This window comes from Brevundimonas sp. (assembly GCF_019636155.1).
Lineage (GTDB): Bacteria > Pseudomonadota > Alphaproteobacteria > Caulobacterales > Caulobacteraceae > Brevundimonas.
On sequence record NZ_JAHBYB010000011.1, the window covers coordinates 1 to 14,824 of the forward strand.

The 14,824-nt window shown below is 71.3% G+C and carries 14 protein-coding genes; 5 read left to right on the forward strand and 9 right to left on the reverse strand.

Going from position 1 to position 14,824, the window contains the following annotated elements; genetic code table 11:
* Positions 1-109: 109 nt before the first annotated feature.
* Together KF910_RS11615 and KF910_RS11620 are read right to left on the reverse strand one after the other, a co-directional pair.
* On the reverse strand, positions 110-1,081 hold the full coding sequence (locus KF910_RS11615) for a complex I NDUFA9 subunit family protein (protein WP_416354708.1): 972 nt from the start codon (positions 1,079-1,081) through the stop codon (positions 110-112).
* Positions 1,082-1,264: 183 nt separating this feature from the next.
* Entirely contained in the window at positions 1,265-2,947 is a 1,683-nt protein-coding gene (locus KF910_RS11620) for an amidohydrolase (protein ID WP_292263038.1), read from the reverse strand.
* Positions 2,948-3,029: 82 nt separating this feature from the next.
* Between KF910_RS11620 and KF910_RS11625 the strand changes: the two genes are divergently transcribed.
* On the forward strand, positions 3,030-3,461 hold the full coding sequence (locus KF910_RS11625) for a DUF488 family protein (protein ID WP_292263040.1): 432 nt from the start codon (positions 3,030-3,032) through the stop codon (positions 3,459-3,461).
* Positions 3,462-3,466: 5 nt separating this feature from the next.
* On the opposite strand, the gene KF910_RS11630 is transcribed toward KF910_RS11625, so the two are convergent.
* Genes KF910_RS11630 through KF910_RS11640 form a run of 3 tightly spaced genes read right to left on the reverse strand, consistent with a single transcriptional unit; the run spans position 3,467 to position 7,238 of the window.
* Entirely contained in the window at positions 3,467-5,440 is a 1,974-nt protein-coding gene (locus KF910_RS11630) for a M1 family metallopeptidase (RefSeq protein WP_292263042.1), read from the reverse strand.
* A gap of 53 nt (positions 5,441-5,493) precedes the next feature.
* Positions 5,494-6,756 carry a multidrug effflux MFS transporter gene (locus tag KF910_RS11635; RefSeq protein ID WP_292263044.1) on the reverse strand — a complete coding sequence of 421 codons (1,263 nt, stop codon included), beginning with the start codon at positions 6,754-6,756 and terminating at the stop codon, positions 5,494-5,496.
* Between the two features lie 59 nt (positions 6,757-6,815).
* Positions 6,816-7,238, reverse strand: a complete 423-nt coding sequence (locus KF910_RS11640) for a DUF983 domain-containing protein (RefSeq protein ID WP_292263046.1) — start codon at positions 7,236-7,238, stop codon at positions 6,816-6,818.
* Positions 7,239-7,387: 149 nt separating this feature from the next.
* On the opposite strand from KF910_RS11640, the gene KF910_RS11645 reads away from it, so the two are divergent.
* Positions 7,388-10,276: a hypothetical protein gene (locus KF910_RS11645; RefSeq protein ID WP_292263048.1), complete on the forward strand. Its 2,889-nt coding sequence runs from the start codon at positions 7,388-7,390 to the stop codon at positions 10,274-10,276.
* Between the two features lie 6 nt (positions 10,277-10,282).
* Here the strand turns inward: KF910_RS11645 and KF910_RS11650 are convergent, their stop codons facing one another.
* From KF910_RS11650 to KF910_RS11660, 3 genes are all read right to left on the reverse strand, one after another.
* The gene (locus KF910_RS11650; RefSeq protein ID WP_183254606.1) at positions 10,283-10,561 is read right to left on the reverse strand and encodes an HU family DNA-binding protein; all 279 of its coding nucleotides are present in this window, start codon (positions 10,559-10,561) and stop codon (positions 10,283-10,285) included.
* 110 nt (positions 10,562-10,671) lie between these two features.
* Positions 10,672-11,481 (reverse strand): flagellar type III secretion system pore protein FliP, encoded by an 810-nt coding sequence (gene fliP, locus KF910_RS11655; protein WP_292263052.1) that lies wholly within the window; start codon positions 11,479-11,481, stop codon positions 10,672-10,674.
* Positions 11,478-11,753 carry a FliO/MopB family protein gene (locus KF910_RS11660; RefSeq protein WP_292263053.1) on the reverse strand — a complete coding sequence of 92 codons (276 nt, stop codon included), beginning with the start codon at positions 11,751-11,753 and terminating at the stop codon, positions 11,478-11,480. The genes fliP and KF910_RS11660 overlap by 4 nt, the downstream gene beginning before the upstream one ends.
* Before the next feature lie 160 nt (positions 11,754-11,913).
* Here KF910_RS11660 and KF910_RS11665 point away from each other — a divergent pair, with 160 nt between their 5' ends.
* From KF910_RS11665 to KF910_RS11675, 3 genes are read left to right on the forward strand one after another with little or no spacing between them, the layout of a single operon-like run.
* Positions 11,914-12,321, forward strand: a complete 408-nt coding sequence (locus tag KF910_RS11665; protein WP_292263055.1) for a flagellar biosynthesis protein FlgB — start codon at positions 11,914-11,916, stop codon at positions 12,319-12,321.
* Between the two features lie 47 nt (positions 12,322-12,368).
* Positions 12,369-12,755: a flagellar basal body rod protein FlgC gene (flgC, locus tag KF910_RS11670; RefSeq protein ID WP_292263191.1), complete on the forward strand. Its 387-nt coding sequence runs from the start codon at positions 12,369-12,371 to the stop codon at positions 12,753-12,755.
* A gap of 10 nt (positions 12,756-12,765) precedes the next feature.
* The gene (locus KF910_RS11675) at positions 12,766-13,077 is read left to right on the forward strand and encodes a flagellar hook-basal body complex protein FliE (RefSeq protein WP_292263057.1); all 312 of its coding nucleotides are present in this window, start codon (positions 12,766-12,768) and stop codon (positions 13,075-13,077) included.
* A 13-nt stretch (positions 13,078-13,090) separates the two neighbouring features.
* Here KF910_RS11675 and KF910_RS11680 read toward each other — a convergent pair whose 3' ends face one another.
* Positions 13,091-14,242, reverse strand: a complete 1,152-nt coding sequence (locus tag KF910_RS11680) for an acyltransferase family protein (RefSeq protein ID WP_292263058.1) — start codon at positions 14,240-14,242, stop codon at positions 13,091-13,093.
* Positions 14,243-14,824 lie beyond the last annotated feature (582 nt).

The window sequence follows — 14,824 nt, forward strand, 5'->3', positions numbered from 1 at the left end:
ACCCCTCATCCGTCAGGCTTCGCCTGCCACCTTCTCCCACAAGGGGAGAAGGGCGATGCGTCGTCTCCTCATTCCATGGGACGCAGGCGGGCCCTGCGGCGCTGCGGTGTCAGAAGGCCGGGCGGTCGGCGAACTGGCCGCCGACGCGGTAGCGCCACAGATAGGCGGGGGCGATGGCTTCCAGTCCCGTCGGCTGGATCCCCAGGGCGGCCAGGCCCTCGGCGTCGGGGGCGACGACATTGTCGGCCTGCATCATCACCACCTGGTCGCGCGTCAGCATCGGCCGGATGCCGACCAGGGCCGGCAGCTGGGCCAGGGACCCCAGCATCCGGGCGGCGAAGAAGGGCAAGGGCGCCAGAAGCCGGCCGCGGCCGGTCTCGCGCAGGATCAGCTGCAGGATCTCGCGGAAGCTGTAGACCGCCGGGCCGCCCAGTTCGAAGGTCCGGCCCGCTGCGTCGGGGCGGACCACCGCCTGAGCGATGGCCTCGGCCACGTCGCCGACATAGACGGGCTGGAATTTCGTCTCGCCGCCGCCGATCAGCGGCAGGACCGGAGCCATCGTCGCCAGGCCGGCGAACCGGTTCAGGAAGCTGTCGCCCATGCCGAAGACGACCGAGGGGCGCAGGATCACCGCATCCTTGCGGATCGAGCGTGTCACGGCCTCGGCCTCGCCCTTGGTGCGGTTGTACAGCGACGGACTGTCGGGCGCGGCGCCGATGGCGGACACCTGGACCAGCCGGCCGACGCCGGCGGCCTTGGCCGCGCGGGCGATGGTCTCGGCGGCCTCGACGTGCATCTTGTGGAAGCCGCGGCCCGGCGTCTCGTGCAGAACCCCGACCAGGTTGACGCAGGCGTCGGCGCCCTTCAGCGCCCGGGCCACGTCCTCGGCCTTGGTCACGTCGCAGCGCATCAGCTGGATCTGGCCGACGTCGCCCAGGGGCTGCAGCTCATTGGCCGTGACCGGATTGCGCACGGCGACGCGCACGCGCCAGCCCTGTTTGGCCAGGGCGCGCACCGCCTGCGCTCCGATGAAGCCCGAACCGCCGAACACGGTCGCCAGACCCGAACCGAAAGCCATCATCTGCTCCAGAAAACCTGAGCCGGGGCTTAGAGCCCGATCCGTTGAGATGGAATCGCTTCGCGATTTCATCGATGCGGTGAATCGGGCTCCAGCATTAAGCGAGAGCCTGATTCACGCTTCAGCCGGAACCGCGACGCGGTTCCGTCTGAAGCGATCAGGCTCTAGACGAACCTAACGGCCGGCTCAATCCTCGCGGCGATAGACGATCTCGCCGTCCACCACGGTCAGGACCGCATGCCCCTTCGGAATCTCGGCCGCCGGAACGGTCATCAGGTCGATCGAGAAGGCGGTCAGGTCGGCGCGCTTGCCCACCTCTATGGTGCCCAGTTCGGCCTCGCGGAAGCTGGCGTAGGCGGGCCACAGGGTGAACATCTTCAGGGCCGTGGCGCGGTCCACCGCCTCGTTCGGGCGCCAGTCGGGGCCCTGGAAGCCGTTCAGGTCGCGCCGGGCCACGGCGGCGTAGAACTCGATCAGCGGGTCGCCCCGCTCGACCGGCGCGTCCGACCCGCCGACCACCGGCAGGCCCAGGTCGACCAGGCTGTGCCAGGCATAGGCGCCGTCCAGCCGCGCGTCGCCCAGACGGGCCGGGGCGAAATGCAGGTCGCCGATGGCGTGGCTGGGCTGCATCGAAGGGATCACGCCCAGGCCGGCGAACAGCATCTCGTCGCGCGGCCGCAGGATCTGGGCGTGTTCGATGCGCCAGCGCGGATCGCGCACCTTGCGCTCGTCCGGCTGGACCTCGCGCATGGCCTCCAGATACCAGTTCAGAACCTCGGAATTGCCTCGGTCGCCGATCGCGTGGGTGGCCACCTGGATGCCGCCGCGCAGCGCTTCGCGGTAGATCGGCAGGATCTCTTCCTCGGTGGTCTGCATCAGGCCGCGGGTGTGCGGCGCGTCGGCATAGGGTTCGTGCAGGGCCGCCCCGCGCGAGCCCAGGGCGCCGTCGGCATAGAGTTTGATCGCCCGGGTGATGATGCGGCCGTCGGCCACGCTGCGCGGTCCCTGGGCGATCAGGTCGCGGGCGCCGTCCGGCGTGATGGCGTTGTAGATGCGCAGCGGCGCCTCGTCGGCCTCGGCCATCGCCTCCAGCAGGGGAATGTCGCTCCAGGGCGCGCTCATGAAATGCAGACCGGTCCAGCCATAGGCCGCCTCGACCCGGAAGCCGGCGCGATAGGCCTCGCGCTTGGCGGCGGCGTCCTCCTGGGGCATCAGCCGGGCGACGGTCTCCATCGCCGCGTCGATCAGCAGGCCGGTCGGGGCGCCGTCTTCCTCGCGGTGGATCTCGCCGCCGAAAGGGGCTTGCGTTTCAGCCGTCACTCCGGCGGCCTGAAGGGCGGCGGTGGAGGCGACCAGGGCGTGGCCGTCCGCGCGGCTCAGCACCACCACACGGCCCGGCGCGGCGGCGTCCAGGTCGTGCCGGTTCAGGAAACGGCCCTCGGGCCAGTGGGTCTCGATCCAGCCGCGGCCCACGATCACCCCGTCGGGATGGCTGGCGGCCCAGTCCGACAGCCGGGCCATGGCCTCGGCCACCGAGGCCGAGCCTTCCAGGTTCAGGGTCAGTTCGCGCCAGCCGATCCCGTCCAGGTGGGCGTGGCCGTCGGTGAAGCCGGGGAACAGGGCCGCCCCCTTCAGGTCCACCACCGGGACGTCGTCGCCCACCTGCGGCAGGTCAGCCAGGGCGCCGACCCAGGCGATCCGTCCGTCGCGCACCAGCACCGCCTCGGCTGCGGCGGGGGCGCCATCGACGCCGGTGTAGATCGGCCCGCCCCGGATCAGCAGGTCCTGGGCCGCCGCCGGCCCGGCCAGCAGCAGGCCCAGGGCCGCGAGGGGCAGCAGACGGGCGGCGACGCGCGGCGAGGTCTTCATGACGGTGGCTCCTGGAACGACGGGCGACAGGGGTGCTTGCGGCAAGGCTTGCCGTCAACCCTCCCCGACCCATATCCCTCACATGCGACTGTTCACGATCGGCTACGAAGGCCAGACCCAGCCAGAGGTCATCGACCGGCTGAGGACGGCAGGGGTCCAGGTCCTGGCCGATGTTCGCGCCATCGCCGCCTCGCGCAAGGCCGGCTTTTCCAAGACCGTCCTGGGCGAAAGCCTGAAGGCCGCGGGCATCGACTATGTCCACCTGCGCGACCTGGGCACGCCCAAGGCCGGGCGCGACGCCGCGCACAAGGGGCGGATCGCCGAGATGCGCGCCATCTACGACGCCCACCTGGCCGAGCCCGCCGCCGTGGCGGCCCTGGCGCGGCTGGAGACCCTGGCGCGCGAGCGCCGCACCGCTCTGCTGTGCTTCGAGGCCGACGCCGCCGGCTGCCACCGCTCGATCCTCGCGGAACGGCTTCAGGCGTCCGACGAGTTCGAGGTGACGAACCTTTAGGCGGCCTATCGCGGCGGCCGGCCGACCACCGCGTCCACCGAGCCGACCGTGACCGGGTGATACAGGGGCCGCGCCTGGGCGTAGATGCGGGTGGCGACGGGCCGGCCCCAGTCGCCCTCGTTCCACAGGGTCTGGAACAGCGGCAGGACGAATTTGCGCCGTCCGATCGACATCAGGAACCGCTCGGCCGTCACCAGGGCGGGCTCGTAGCGGTTGGCCAGGGCAGCCTGCAGCCAGGCGAAGGCGATCTCGCTGTTGCCCTCCTGGGCCAGGCCCAGGGTGCGCTCCAGATCGGCCATCTGGCCCTGGCTCAGCCAGTCGGCGCCGGGCGCCAGCCCCTCGGGTCGCCAGTTCAGAAAGCGCAGCCGCTGCTGGGTGTTCCACCCGGCCCAGGGAATGGCCGAGGCCGCCCCGCCGTCAGCATAGAAGGCGCGCGCCGCCGCATCCACCGGAACGAAGGCGTCCGACACCGGCGGGACCCAGTTGGACGGCATGCCGGGCTGATAGATCCAGGCGTCCATCATCAGCCGGGCCTCCAGCGCCGCGTCCCCCCGGATCAGATGGTCGCGGATGTCCTTGAGGAACACTTCAGTGGTCATCGGCTGGAAGGCGTGGCGGTCGAAATAGCCGCGCAGCCAGGCGTCGAACCGGTCGCGGCCCACGGTGCGCTCTATGGTCCGCAGGAAGGCGGCGCCCTTCTCATAGGCGATGTCGGTCATGCCGTCGTCGGGGTCGCGCCCGGCCAGGTCCAGCTTCAGCCGGGTGTCGGCCGGCGGCAATTCGGCCAGGTTGCGCTGCAGGTCGCCCCAGCCCAGCACCTGCTCCTGCATGGCCCGGTCGCGGCCGTAGACCGACTCCATGATCCGGTTCTCGAAATAGACGGTGAAGCCCTCGTTCAGCCAGAAGTCGTCCCAGGTGGCGTTGGTCACCAGATTGCCGGACCAGCTGTGCGCCAGTTCGTGCGCCACCAGGCTGACCAGCGACCGGTCGCCGGCGATGATGGTCGGGGTGGCGAAGGTCAGGCGCGGGTTCTCCATCCCCCCGAACGGGAAGCTGGGCGGCAGGACCAGCAGGTCGTAGCGGCCCCAGCGATAGGGGCCGTACAGGGCCTCGGCCTTGTCCACCATGTCGGCGGTGGGGACCAGTTCGTCATGGGCGGCGGCCAGGCGCGACGGCTCGGTCCAGACCCCGGTGCGTTCGTCGATGGCCTGGAAGGCCAGGTCCCCGGCGCCCAGGGCGATCAGATAGGGCGGCACCGCGTGCGGCATGCGGAAGCGCCAGGCGGTGCGGCCCGCGCCGGCCGGCTCGCCCTGGGGCGTCAGCATCTCGGCCGACATGACGACCTTCAGATCCGAGGGGGCGGTGATGCGCGCGCTCCAGCTCTGGCGGATGCCGGGGCTGTCCTGGGTCGGAACCCAGGTGCGGGTCAGGATGGCCTGGCCCTGGCTGAACAGATAGGGCAGGCGGCCCCCCGCGGTCTGGCTGGGGCTCAGCCACTGCAGGGCCGCCGCGTCCGGCCGGGTGGCGTAGGTCACGACCAGCCGCCGCCGCTCGCCCGCCGTGAAGGCGGGGAACCGCACGGTAAGGGCCTGGCCCAGGATCGGGTCGTCGGCGCCCAGCGAGAACTCCAGCGGCCGGGCCTGGCCGTCGGCCACCGAACGGATGTCCAGGTTGCGCGCGTCCAGCACGATCTCGGTCGCCCCAGCCCGCGCCGTGATGTCCAGTGCGGCTGTCCCCGACAGGGTGTGGGCGTCGAAGTCGGCGGCCAGGTCCAGATCGACGTTCACAACCCGGGCGACATCGGGGCGGGCATGGGAATGGACGTCCTGGAAATAGACGGCGGCGGCGTCCGGGGCGGTCTGGGCGGTCTGGGCGGTCATCTCTCCTCCGGGGCCGGGACGGGCGCCGACGGCGGCGCAGGCGGTCAGGGCGGTGGACAGCAACAGGGCCGAGGCCAGGCCGACGGGATTGCGAAGCATGGGCGTTTCCTCTGGTCGTTCGGCCCGGACAACGCGCCGAAACGCCGCGAAGATCAAGCCGCGCGGGGCGCCGGCGCCGCGTTCCGCGCCTTGAACAGCCGCCCCCGCTCGGCCCACAGGGTGAAGCCGATGGCTATGACGCCGCAGACGGCGATGCCTCCCGCCATCGGGGTGGCGCTGCCCGCGAACTGCTGGCCGATGGCGAAGCCCAGAAGGGAGCCGAAGGTGGTCGAGACGAAGCCCTGGGCCGAACTGGCGGTGCCGGCGATATGGCCCATCGGCTCCATGGCCATCGACCCCATGTTCCCGGCGATGAAGCCGAAGCAGAACATGGTCAGGCCCTGGAACAGGGCGAAGGTGACCAGTGTCTCCAGCCCCGCCGCCGACCAGGCCGTGTGGGCGGCCGCGACCAGGGTGAAGGCGATCAGGGCGGTATGGGCGATCAGCCGGCTGCCCAGCCGCTCGACGAAGGTGGCGTTCAGCACCGTGCCGGCGGCGATCCCGCCCGCGATTCCGGCGAAGACCAGGGGGAACAGGTCGGCGGCATGGAAGACGTGTTCGAAGATCTGCTGGGACGAGTTGATGAAGCCGAACAGGGCCCCGGTGATCGCCGTCATGGCCAGGGTGTAGCCGATCGACTGGCGGTTGGTCAGGGCCTGGCGGAAGGCGCCGATGATCCGCGCCGGCTGGACCGGCAGCCGGTCCTGCGGATGCAGGGTCTCGGGCAGGCGCAGGCCCGCCCACACCATCACCGCCGACCCCGCCAGGGCCAGGACGCCGAAGATCCACGGCCAGGGCGCGACCGTCAGCACCGCCGCCCCCAGGCTGGGCGCCACGATGGGCACGCCCAGGAAGACCAGGAAGCTCAGCGACATGACCCGCGCCATCCGGCGGCCCTCATAGCGGTCGCGCACGATCGACACCGCCAGCACCCGCAGGGAGGCGGCGCCCAGGCCCGTGCCGATCCGCGCCAGGATCAGCAGGTCGAAGGTCGGGGCGAAGGCGGCCAGGACGCTGAACAGGACATAGAGGCCGACGCCCAGCATCAGGATCGGCTTGCGCCCGAACCGGTCGGCCAGGGGGCCATAGATCACCTGGGCCACGCCGAAGCCCAGCAGATAGGCGGTGACGATCCACTGCCGGTCGTTCTCGCGCACCACGCCCAGGGCGTCGCCGATCATCGGCAGGGCCGGCAGCATGGAATCGATCGCCAGGGCGTTCAGCGCCATCAGGCAGGCGATCAGGCAGACGAATTCCGGAAAGCCCGGACCGCGAACGTCGGATCGTGCGGGCGCGGCGTCGGAGGATTGGGTCATCCGGGGCCAGATGAGGCCGCGCGCCCCCGGGCGCAACCGCGCGGCGCGCTTTTTCGCCTCTAGCGGCGGTCGCCGCCCTTCCAGGGCGAGCCCTCGCCGTGGCCCCCGACGCTGGAGAAGGTGGCCTCGGCCGCCTTGTGCACATACTGCTCGGCGACCAGCCAGCCCTTCAGCGGCCGCAGCACCGCCAGACAGGCCAGGGCCAGCAGCGGCAGGGTCACCACCATATGCACCCAGACCGGGGGCCGGACCGTGAACTCGAAGATCATGAAGGCGATCATGCCCAGGACGCCCACCAGGCTCATGCCGAAGAAGGCCGGGCCGTCGGCGGGGTCGGCGAAGCCATAGTCCAGGCCGCAGTCCGGGCAGGAGTCGCGGATGGTCAGGAAGCCCTTCAGCAACGGCCCCTGGCCGCAACGCGGGCAGCGGCAGGCCAGGCCGGTCTTGAGCGAACTGATATGGGAGGGCTGGGGCTCGGACATGACCTCCATCTCCGCCTCCGAAGCCCGCTATGCAAGGGCTCGGGCCTGAACGCCGCTGCGTCGGAACGCCGCGCGGGACACAGGCGCTTCTGATCGAAGTCAGGGTTCGTTAACCGCGATGAAAGGCGCACGCGCGAGGGTGCGCGCGAATGTCCGGGGCTCGTCAGACCAAGCGTGTGCTGAAAGCGACCGCCGCCGCCGCCGCGGCCGGCGCCGTCGCCCTGTCGCCGCTGGCCCCCCTGGCCCAGGAGGCCGCGGCCGGGGGCGCGCCCATCGACATCCGCGTCGGCTCCAACCCCGGCTTCACCCGCGTGGAATTCGGCGGCGCCGTGGGGTCCCGCTCGCGCATCCGCCAGGACGGCCGCCAGGTCATCGTGCGCCTGGGATCGACGGCGGCGCCCGACGTCTCGCGCCTGCGGGTCGATCCGCCCCAGGGGGTGACGGCGGTCGAGACCCGCGCGATCAGCGGGGCGACGGAACTGGTCCTGACCCTGGCCGAGGGCGCCGCGGCCCGCAGCGGCGCCGCCGACGGCGTCGTCTGGCTGAACCTCTATTCGCCCGACCAGGCGCCGGCCGCGCCCCAGACCCTGTCCCCCGCCGCCCTGGCCCCGGTCCGCGCCACGGCCAGCGCCGACAAGGCGGTCCTGACCTTCGACTGGACCACCCCGGTGGGGGCGGCCGTGTTCCGGCGCGGCGCGGCGGTTTGGATCGTCTTCGACGCCGCCGCCCGGATGGATTTCAAGGGGGCGACCAACCTGGGTCCCGCCGGCGGGGCCCGCTGGGCCGCCGGGCCGGACTATACGGTCGTGCGCGTCGCCGCGCCCGAGAACCTGGCGGTGTCGGCCACGGCCGACGGCGGCCGCTGGACCGTGACCCTGGGCGGCGCGCCCCGGGCCGCTTCGGGCGTCGAGGTTATGCGCGATCCGGCCGGGACCGGCGCCCTGGTCGGCCGCATGGCCGGCGCCCGGCGGGCCATCTGGCTGACCGATCCCATGGTCGGCGACCGCTTCGCCGCCGTCACCGCCGTCGGCCCAGCCAAGGGCTTCCCCAACCGGCGCGAGACGGTCGATCTGACCCTGATGCCCACGGCCCAGGGACTGGCGGTCGAGAGCCGGGTCGGCGACCTGGCCGTCGCCGCCGATGGCGATCTGGTCACCCTGGCCCGGCCCGGCGGCCTGCGCCTGTCCGCCCCCTCGGCGGCGCTGGAGACGGCGGCGCCCGACCGGGGGCCGCGCAAGGCGGGCCATCCCGGACTGATCCTGGCCGAATGGAAGGACGCCGGCCCCGGCGGCTTCGGCGCCCGCTACCGCGACCTTCAGATGGCGGCGGCGGAAGAGACCATCCGCGCCGGCGACGATCCGCGCGCCCCGGTCGAGGCGCGCATGGCCCTGGCCCGGTTCCTGGTCGGCTCAGGCCTGGCCTATGAGGCGATCGGGGTGCTGAACGCCGTGGCCAAGACCGCGCCCGGCATGTTGGGCGAGCCGGAACTGCGCGGCCTGCGCGGCGCGGCCCGCGCCCAGATCGGGCGTCTGGACGAGGCCCAGGCCGACTTCTCGGCCGCCGCCGTGGCGGGCGATCCGGCGACCAAGGTCTGGCTGGGCTATATCGCCGCCGAACATGGCGACTGGGCCGGCGCGCGCCAGGCCTTCGCCGCCGGCGCCTCGGTGATCGACAGCTTCCCGGCCGAATGGCGCGCCCGCTTCGGCGCCGCCCACGCCCTGGCCGCGCTGGAGACCGGCGACCTGACGGCGGCGGAGACCCTGCTGGCCTACAGCTTCAGCCAGAACGCCCCGGCGGCGGACCAGCTGGCCGCCCGTCTGGTCCAGGCCCGGATGTTCGAGCTTCAGGGCCAGGGCGACCGGGCCGAGCGGGTCTATCAGGCCGTGGCCCGCGCGCCCCTGGACGCCGTGGCGACGCCCGCGCGCCTGGGCCTGGTGCGCATTGGCCTGGCCAAGGGAACGATGAAGCCCGACGCCGCGGCGGCCGAGCTGGAATCCCTGAAATGGCGCTGGCGCGGCGACGCGACCGAACTGGCGGTGATCCGCACCCTGGGCGAACTCTATCTGTCGCAGGGCCGTTACCGCGAGGCGCTGGACGCCCTGCGCGGCGCCGGCAAGCGGATGGCCCAGATGCCGGGCGCCGCCGACATTCAGCAGGACCTGAGCGAGGCGTTCAAGAGCCTGTTCCTGGACGGCGCCGCGGACGGCCTGCAGCCGATCCAGGCCCTGGCCCTCTTCTACGATTTCCGCGAACTGACGCCGGTCGGGGCCGACGGCGACGAGATGGTGCGTCGCCTGGCCCGGCGGCTGATCGACGTGGACCTGCTGAAACCGGCGGCCGAGCTGCTGAAATACCAGGCCGACAACCGGCTGGAGGGCGTGGCCAAGGCCCAGGTGGCGACCGACCTGGCCGCCGTCTATCTGATGGACCGCCAGCCCGAGGCGGCGCTTCAGGCGATCTGGGGCTCGCGCTCCACCCTTCTGCCCAACGCCATGAACGCCGAGCGGCGGGCGCTGGAGGCGCGGGCGCTGATGGAGCTGGGTCGCTACGACCACGCCCTGGAGCTGCTGGAGCGCGACAACGGTCCGGCCGCGCGCGAGGTGCGGGCCGACGTTTTCTGGAAGCAGGAGAAGTGGGGCCAGGCGGCGGCCCTGTACGAAGCGCGGCTGGGCGAACGCTACAAGGATGGGGCCACGCCCCTGACGCCGGACGAGGAGGCGCGCCTGCTGCGGGCGGGCGTCGGCTATTCCCTGGCGCGGGACGCGGGGGCGCTGGCGCGGCTGTCGCGGAACTGGCGGCCGTTCGTGGCGGGGGCGCGCAACGCCGACGGCCTGCGCATCGCCCTGGACGGTCTGGACGGGATGGGCGGGACCGCCGAGGCCCGCGACTTCGCCGCCCTGGCCTCGGGCGTCGACACCTTCAACGGCTGGGTCGCCGGGATGAAGGCCCAGATCAGACAGAAAACGGGCGGGAGCCGACCCGCGGCCCCCGCCCGTCCTGCATCGTCGGCGCCGACCCCTGCGAGGCCGGCGGCCTGATCCGTCTTACTTGTTGACGGCGTCCTTCAGCGGCTTCGACACGCGGAAGCGCACCGCCTTGGAGGCGGCGATCTTGATGGTCGCGCCGGTGGCCGGGTTGCGGCCTTCGCGGGCGGCGCGGGCGGCGGTGTCGAACACGCCCAGGTTCGAGATGCGGACGTCGCCGCCCGACTTCAGCGACTTGTGAATGTTCTCGACGATGGCGGTCAGAACCTTGCCGGCGTCGGCTTGCGAGACGCCCGCGTCCTTGGCGACGGCGGCGATGAGTTCGGCTTGAGTGGTCATGATGGCGTTTCCAGTTGGTCGCCCGAGTCAGGGCGAAGACGGTGGATCAACGCGCGTTTCGGGCGAGTTGGCAAGCGGCCATGCAGCGGAAAGCCTTTGAGGCTGGGGATTCAGCCTCCTCCGGCCGCCCTCTGGAAGCTCTCGACCAGGCTGCCGGCGACCAGTCTCCAGCCGTCCACCAGGACGAAGAAGATCAGCTTGAACGGCAGGGAAACCACCACCGGAGGCAGCATCATCATGCCCATGGACATCAGCACGCTGGCGACCACCAGATCGATTACAAGGAACGGAACGAAAAGAAGAAATCCGATCTGGAAGGCGGTCTTCAGTTCACTGATCATGAAGGCCGGGGTGACCACCCGCAGCGGCAGGTCGGCCGGGGCGGTCGCGGCCTCGACGCGGGACAGGCGGGTGAACAGGGCCAGGTCCGACCGATCCACCTGCGACAACATGAAGGTCTTCACCGGCTCGGACGCCGCGTCGAAGGCCTGGGGCAGCTCCATCTGCTGGTCCATCAGGGGCCTGATTCCCGAATCATAGGCGTCCTGCCAGGTCGGAGCCATGACGATGGCCGACAGGAACAGGGCCAGGGACACCAGCACGGCGTTGGGCGGCGACTGTTGCATCCCCAGGGCGGTCCGCAGCAGCGACAGCACGACCACGATCCGCACGAAACTGGTGGTCATGATGACGATCGACGGCGCCAGGGACAGGACCGTCATCAGTCCGACCAGCTGGATCACCCGCTCGGACAGGCCGGCGCCGGAGCCCAGGTCGATGTTGATGGCGCTGCCGGTCTGGGCCGCCTCCTGGGCCAGGGCGACCAGCGGGAAGGCCAGGCACAAGAGGGTGGTCAGCAGCGACAGGATCGCCGCCCGCTTCAGCTCGGCGCGGCTGGGGAGACAGAACAGGCCGCTCATCTGGGCGGTCCCGGCTGGCGCGGCTCGATCAGCTCACGGCCTTCGCCCAGCAGGATCAGCCGCTCCTCGTCGTCGACGCGGACCAGGACCAGGCGGCGCGCGGGATCCAGCACCAGGGTCTCGACCACCTGAAGCCGGCGCTCGCCGCGTTCGGCGTTCATCCGGGCCAGAAGCTGGGGCGCGTATCGCCGCGCGGCCCAGGCGCACAGGCCGATGATCCCCAGGGTGAAGGCCAGGCCGAAGACGGCGCGGGCGAGGTCGAGGAAATTCATGCGCGGACCCGGATTCGGCGCGCGGATCGCGGCGCCGGTCGCGCCCGACTGTTAAGCGACAGGGTTAACGGCCGGTTTAGGGAAACCTCTCCTTAACCATGCAGGCGGCATTTTTCGCCGGGTGTGATGGGCGCGCCTTGCGTCCGCTTGGGAGCCGGTCATGGGCGTCGCCGACCTGCCGCTGCTGCAACAGATCAAGGGCCGGCTGAGCTGGCTGGACGAACGCCAGCGCGTCATCGCCCAGAACGTCGCCAACTCCGAGACCCCCGGCTATGTCGCCCGCGACATCCGCCAGCCGACCGATTTCGCCGCCGCCCTGAACGGTCGTGGCGGCCCGCTGCAGATGACCCGCACGGCGGCGAACCACATCGCCCCCGCCAGTCCGGCGGTCCGCTATTCGACCAGCGACGCGCCGGATTCGGAAACCACCCTGGACGGCAATTCGGTGGTGGTCGAAGAGCAGATGCTGAAGATGGCCGAGAGCCGCATGGCCTATGACGCCGCCATCGGCTTCTACCAGAAATCCCTGCAGATGATCCGGATGGCGGCCCGTCCGCCCGGCCGCTGAAGAAGGGCTGATCCATGACCGACCCCGTCCCGCCCCGTAACCCGGCCATGGCCGCCGCCGCCTCGGCCCTGAAGGCCCAGCAGTCGCGCATGCGGATCATCGCCGAGAACATCGCCAACGCCGAATCGACGGCGGCCACGGCGGGCGGCCAGCCCTATCGCCGCCAGGTGCCGGTGTTCCAGGCCCGCGACATCGACGGCGCCACCGGCGTCGCCCTGGCCGAGGTGCGGCCGGACATGAGCGACTTCCGCAGCGAATACGACCCCAGCCACCCGGCCGCCAACGCCGAGGGCTATGTCACCCGGCCCAATGTCGACACCCTGGTGGAGGCCATGGACATGCGCGAGGCCCAGCGGGCCTACGAAGCCAATCTGAACGTCATCGAGACCGCGCGCGCCATGGAGACGCGCACCCTCGACCTGCTGAAGAAATAGGGGTTAGGCCATGAATCCGATGATGGCGGCGCGGGCCTATCAGGCGGTCCAGGGCGGCGGGGCGGCCCTGCCGGGCGCGGCGGGCGAGGCCGGGGCGGCCCAGGGGCCGGGCTTCGGCGAACTGCTGCAGAACGTCATGAACGGCGCCGTCGAACAGACCCGCGGCGCCGAGGCCCAGATGGCCCAGGCGGTCCAGGGTCAGGGCAGTCTGATCGACGTGGTCACCGCCGTCAGCTCGGCCGAGGCCTCTCTGGAAACCGTGATGGCCGTGCGCGACCAGGTGATCCAGGCCTATCAGGAGATCATGCGCATGCCGATCTGACGGCGGCGCGCGATCAGCCTTCCAGCGACACGACCGGCTGGGTCGGGGCGGCGACGGGCCGACGGCCGCGGCCCTTCAGCCAGAGCCGGATGCGATCCTGGATCGGGGCGTCGATCAGGTGGTGGAAGGCGAAGGCGAAACCCACCGCCGCCGCCACGCCCAGGCCCCACAGGGCCCACTGGACCGCCTCGGGCAGGGCCAGGCGGGCGACCGCCACATTGACCGCCCCGAACCAGGCGATGCGCACCACCTCGTTGGTGATGAACATGGCGAAGGAGACCACCGCGGCCTTTTCGACCCGTTTCGACGGCCGCGTCACCGGCACGGCGCCGGCCGCCAGCACGATCAGGGCGATGACCCCGACCGAGGCCAGGCCGAACTTGCCCGCGAACTGAAGCCCGAAGAAGCCGACCGAGGCCGCCAGCAGGGTCCAGCGGGCCAGGCGCGGATTCACCCACACCCCTTCGGCGAACCGGGCCAGGCACATGCCCAGGAAGAACAGCGGCAGGGCGCGGAAGAAGCCGTATTTCATCGGCATCTGCCACACCGGATGGTCCAGCAGCAGCCAGGTCGCCTGGTTGGCCAGCAGATAGGCCCCCACGCCCCAGGCCAAGGCCGTCCACGGATTGGCCGTGGCCAGGCGCCGCACCACCCAGGGGAAGGCCAGGTAGCAGCCGATCAGGGCCGAGATCGACCAGGTCGGGGCGTTCCAGCCCAGGCCGCCATGCAGGCCGAAGCTCTGGACCAGCAGCAGCTGGGCCGGCAGCTGGTCCCAGGCGAACCATTCCGGATTGCGCGGCGGCGCCCCCGCGGCCGTCGCCGCCAGCACCAGCCCGACCAGGCCGGCCAGGACGATCAGGTGCGCCGGCAGGACCCGCAGCACCCGTTTCAGCACGAAGTCGCCCGCCGACATCCGGCCGCTGCGCACCTGTTCGCCATAGACCCGCATCAGCACATAGCCGGAGTCCATCAGGAAGAAGTTGGTCAGGAGGAAACCCGAGACCTCGAACATCGGATGGACGGTCTCGGCCAGGGCGTGCGGACCCGCCGCCTGGAAGTGGTGCAGGATGATCAGGCTGGCCACAATGAAACGCAGGGCGTCCAGCCAACCGCCCCTGGCGATCGGCGGTGTGCCGTTTCGGGTCGAAATCAGGGTCGCGAACATGGCCGAAGCCTCCTTCACGTCCTTCGGCGCAAGGACCGGGCCGCAGCGCGTCTTCCTGTTCCCTCGTGTCGCGCAGCGAGGGGGAGGTAGATCGGGCGCGACAGCCGGCGAGACGGGGGGGGGGGGGTCTGTTCGTCGCGTGGTCCAAGAGCCTCTTCGTTGCGCCATCGTCCTTCTCCCCTCGGGGGAGAAGGTGGGCGGCGGAGCCGCTCGGATGAGGGGGCGGCCCGACCCATCCCCATCATCCGACGACCATCGCGCGGACCCAGCCCCCTCATCCGTCATGCGCTGCATGACACCTTCTCCCCCGAGGGGAGAAGGATGTTTGCGCCCTATGCTCGCGACGCGGTCGCTCGCGGCTTGAGGGCAATGGCCTGCCCTAGGCTCGCGACGCGGTCGCTCGCGGCTTGAGGGCAATGGCCTGCCCTAGGCTCGCGACGCGGTCGCTCGCGGCTTGAGGGCGGAATTGGCTCCACCTCCGCGCCGATGGGGCTGCGAAGTGATGGGAAGGCGGCGGAGCGTCGGGCCTTCGCCCGGCTGGGTTGGGCATTCGATGCCGTGTTCGGCGAGAGGTCTGACGCT

What these genes read in the sequence shown, in the direction of transcription:
- KF910_RS11680 (WP_292263058.1), bottom strand. Translation starts at nt 14,242, where the DNA reads ATGTTCGCGACCCTGATTTCGACCCGAAACGGCACACCGCCGATCGCC.
- KF910_RS11660 (WP_292263053.1), bottom strand. Translation starts at nt 11,753, where the DNA reads ATGAATTTCCTCGACCTCGCCCGCGCCGTCTTCGGCCTGGCCTTCACC.
- KF910_RS11650 (WP_183254606.1), bottom strand. Translation starts at nt 10,561, where the DNA reads ATGACCACTCAAGCCGAACTCATCGCCGCCGTCGCCAAGGACGCGGGC.
- KF910_RS11665 (WP_292263055.1), top strand. Translation starts at nt 11,914, where the DNA reads ATGGGCGTCGCCGACCTGCCGCTGCTGCAACAGATCAAGGGCCGGCTG.
- KF910_RS11620 (WP_292263038.1), bottom strand. Translation starts at nt 2,947, where the DNA reads ATGAAGACCTCGCCGCGCGTCGCCGCCCGTCTGCTGCCCCTCGCGGCC.
- KF910_RS11640 (WP_292263046.1), bottom strand. Translation starts at nt 7,238, where the DNA reads ATGTCCGAGCCCCAGCCCTCCCATATCAGTTCGCTCAAGACCGGCCTG.
- flgC (WP_292263191.1), top strand. Translation starts at nt 12,369, where the DNA reads ATGGCCGCCGCCGCCTCGGCCCTGAAGGCCCAGCAGTCGCGCATGCGG.
- KF910_RS11630 (WP_292263042.1), bottom strand. Translation starts at nt 5,440, where the DNA reads ATGCTTCGCAATCCCGTCGGCCTGGCCTCGGCCCTGTTGCTGTCCACC.
- KF910_RS11615 (WP_416354708.1), bottom strand. Translation starts at nt 1,081, where the DNA reads ATGATGGCTTTCGGTTCGGGTCTGGCGACCGTGTTCGGCGGTTCGGGC.
- fliP (WP_292263052.1), bottom strand. Translation starts at nt 11,481, where the DNA reads ATGAGCGGCCTGTTCTGTCTCCCCAGCCGCGCCGAGCTGAAGCGGGCG.
- KF910_RS11635 (WP_292263044.1), bottom strand. Translation starts at nt 6,756, where the DNA reads ATGACCCAATCCTCCGACGCCGCGCCCGCACGATCCGACGTTCGCGGT.
- KF910_RS11645 (WP_292263048.1), top strand. Translation starts at nt 7,388, where the DNA reads ATGTCCGGGGCTCGTCAGACCAAGCGTGTGCTGAAAGCGACCGCCGCC.
- KF910_RS11625 (WP_292263040.1), top strand. Translation starts at nt 3,030, where the DNA reads ATGCGACTGTTCACGATCGGCTACGAAGGCCAGACCCAGCCAGAGGTC.
- KF910_RS11675 (WP_292263057.1), top strand. Translation starts at nt 12,766, where the DNA reads ATGAATCCGATGATGGCGGCGCGGGCCTATCAGGCGGTCCAGGGCGGC.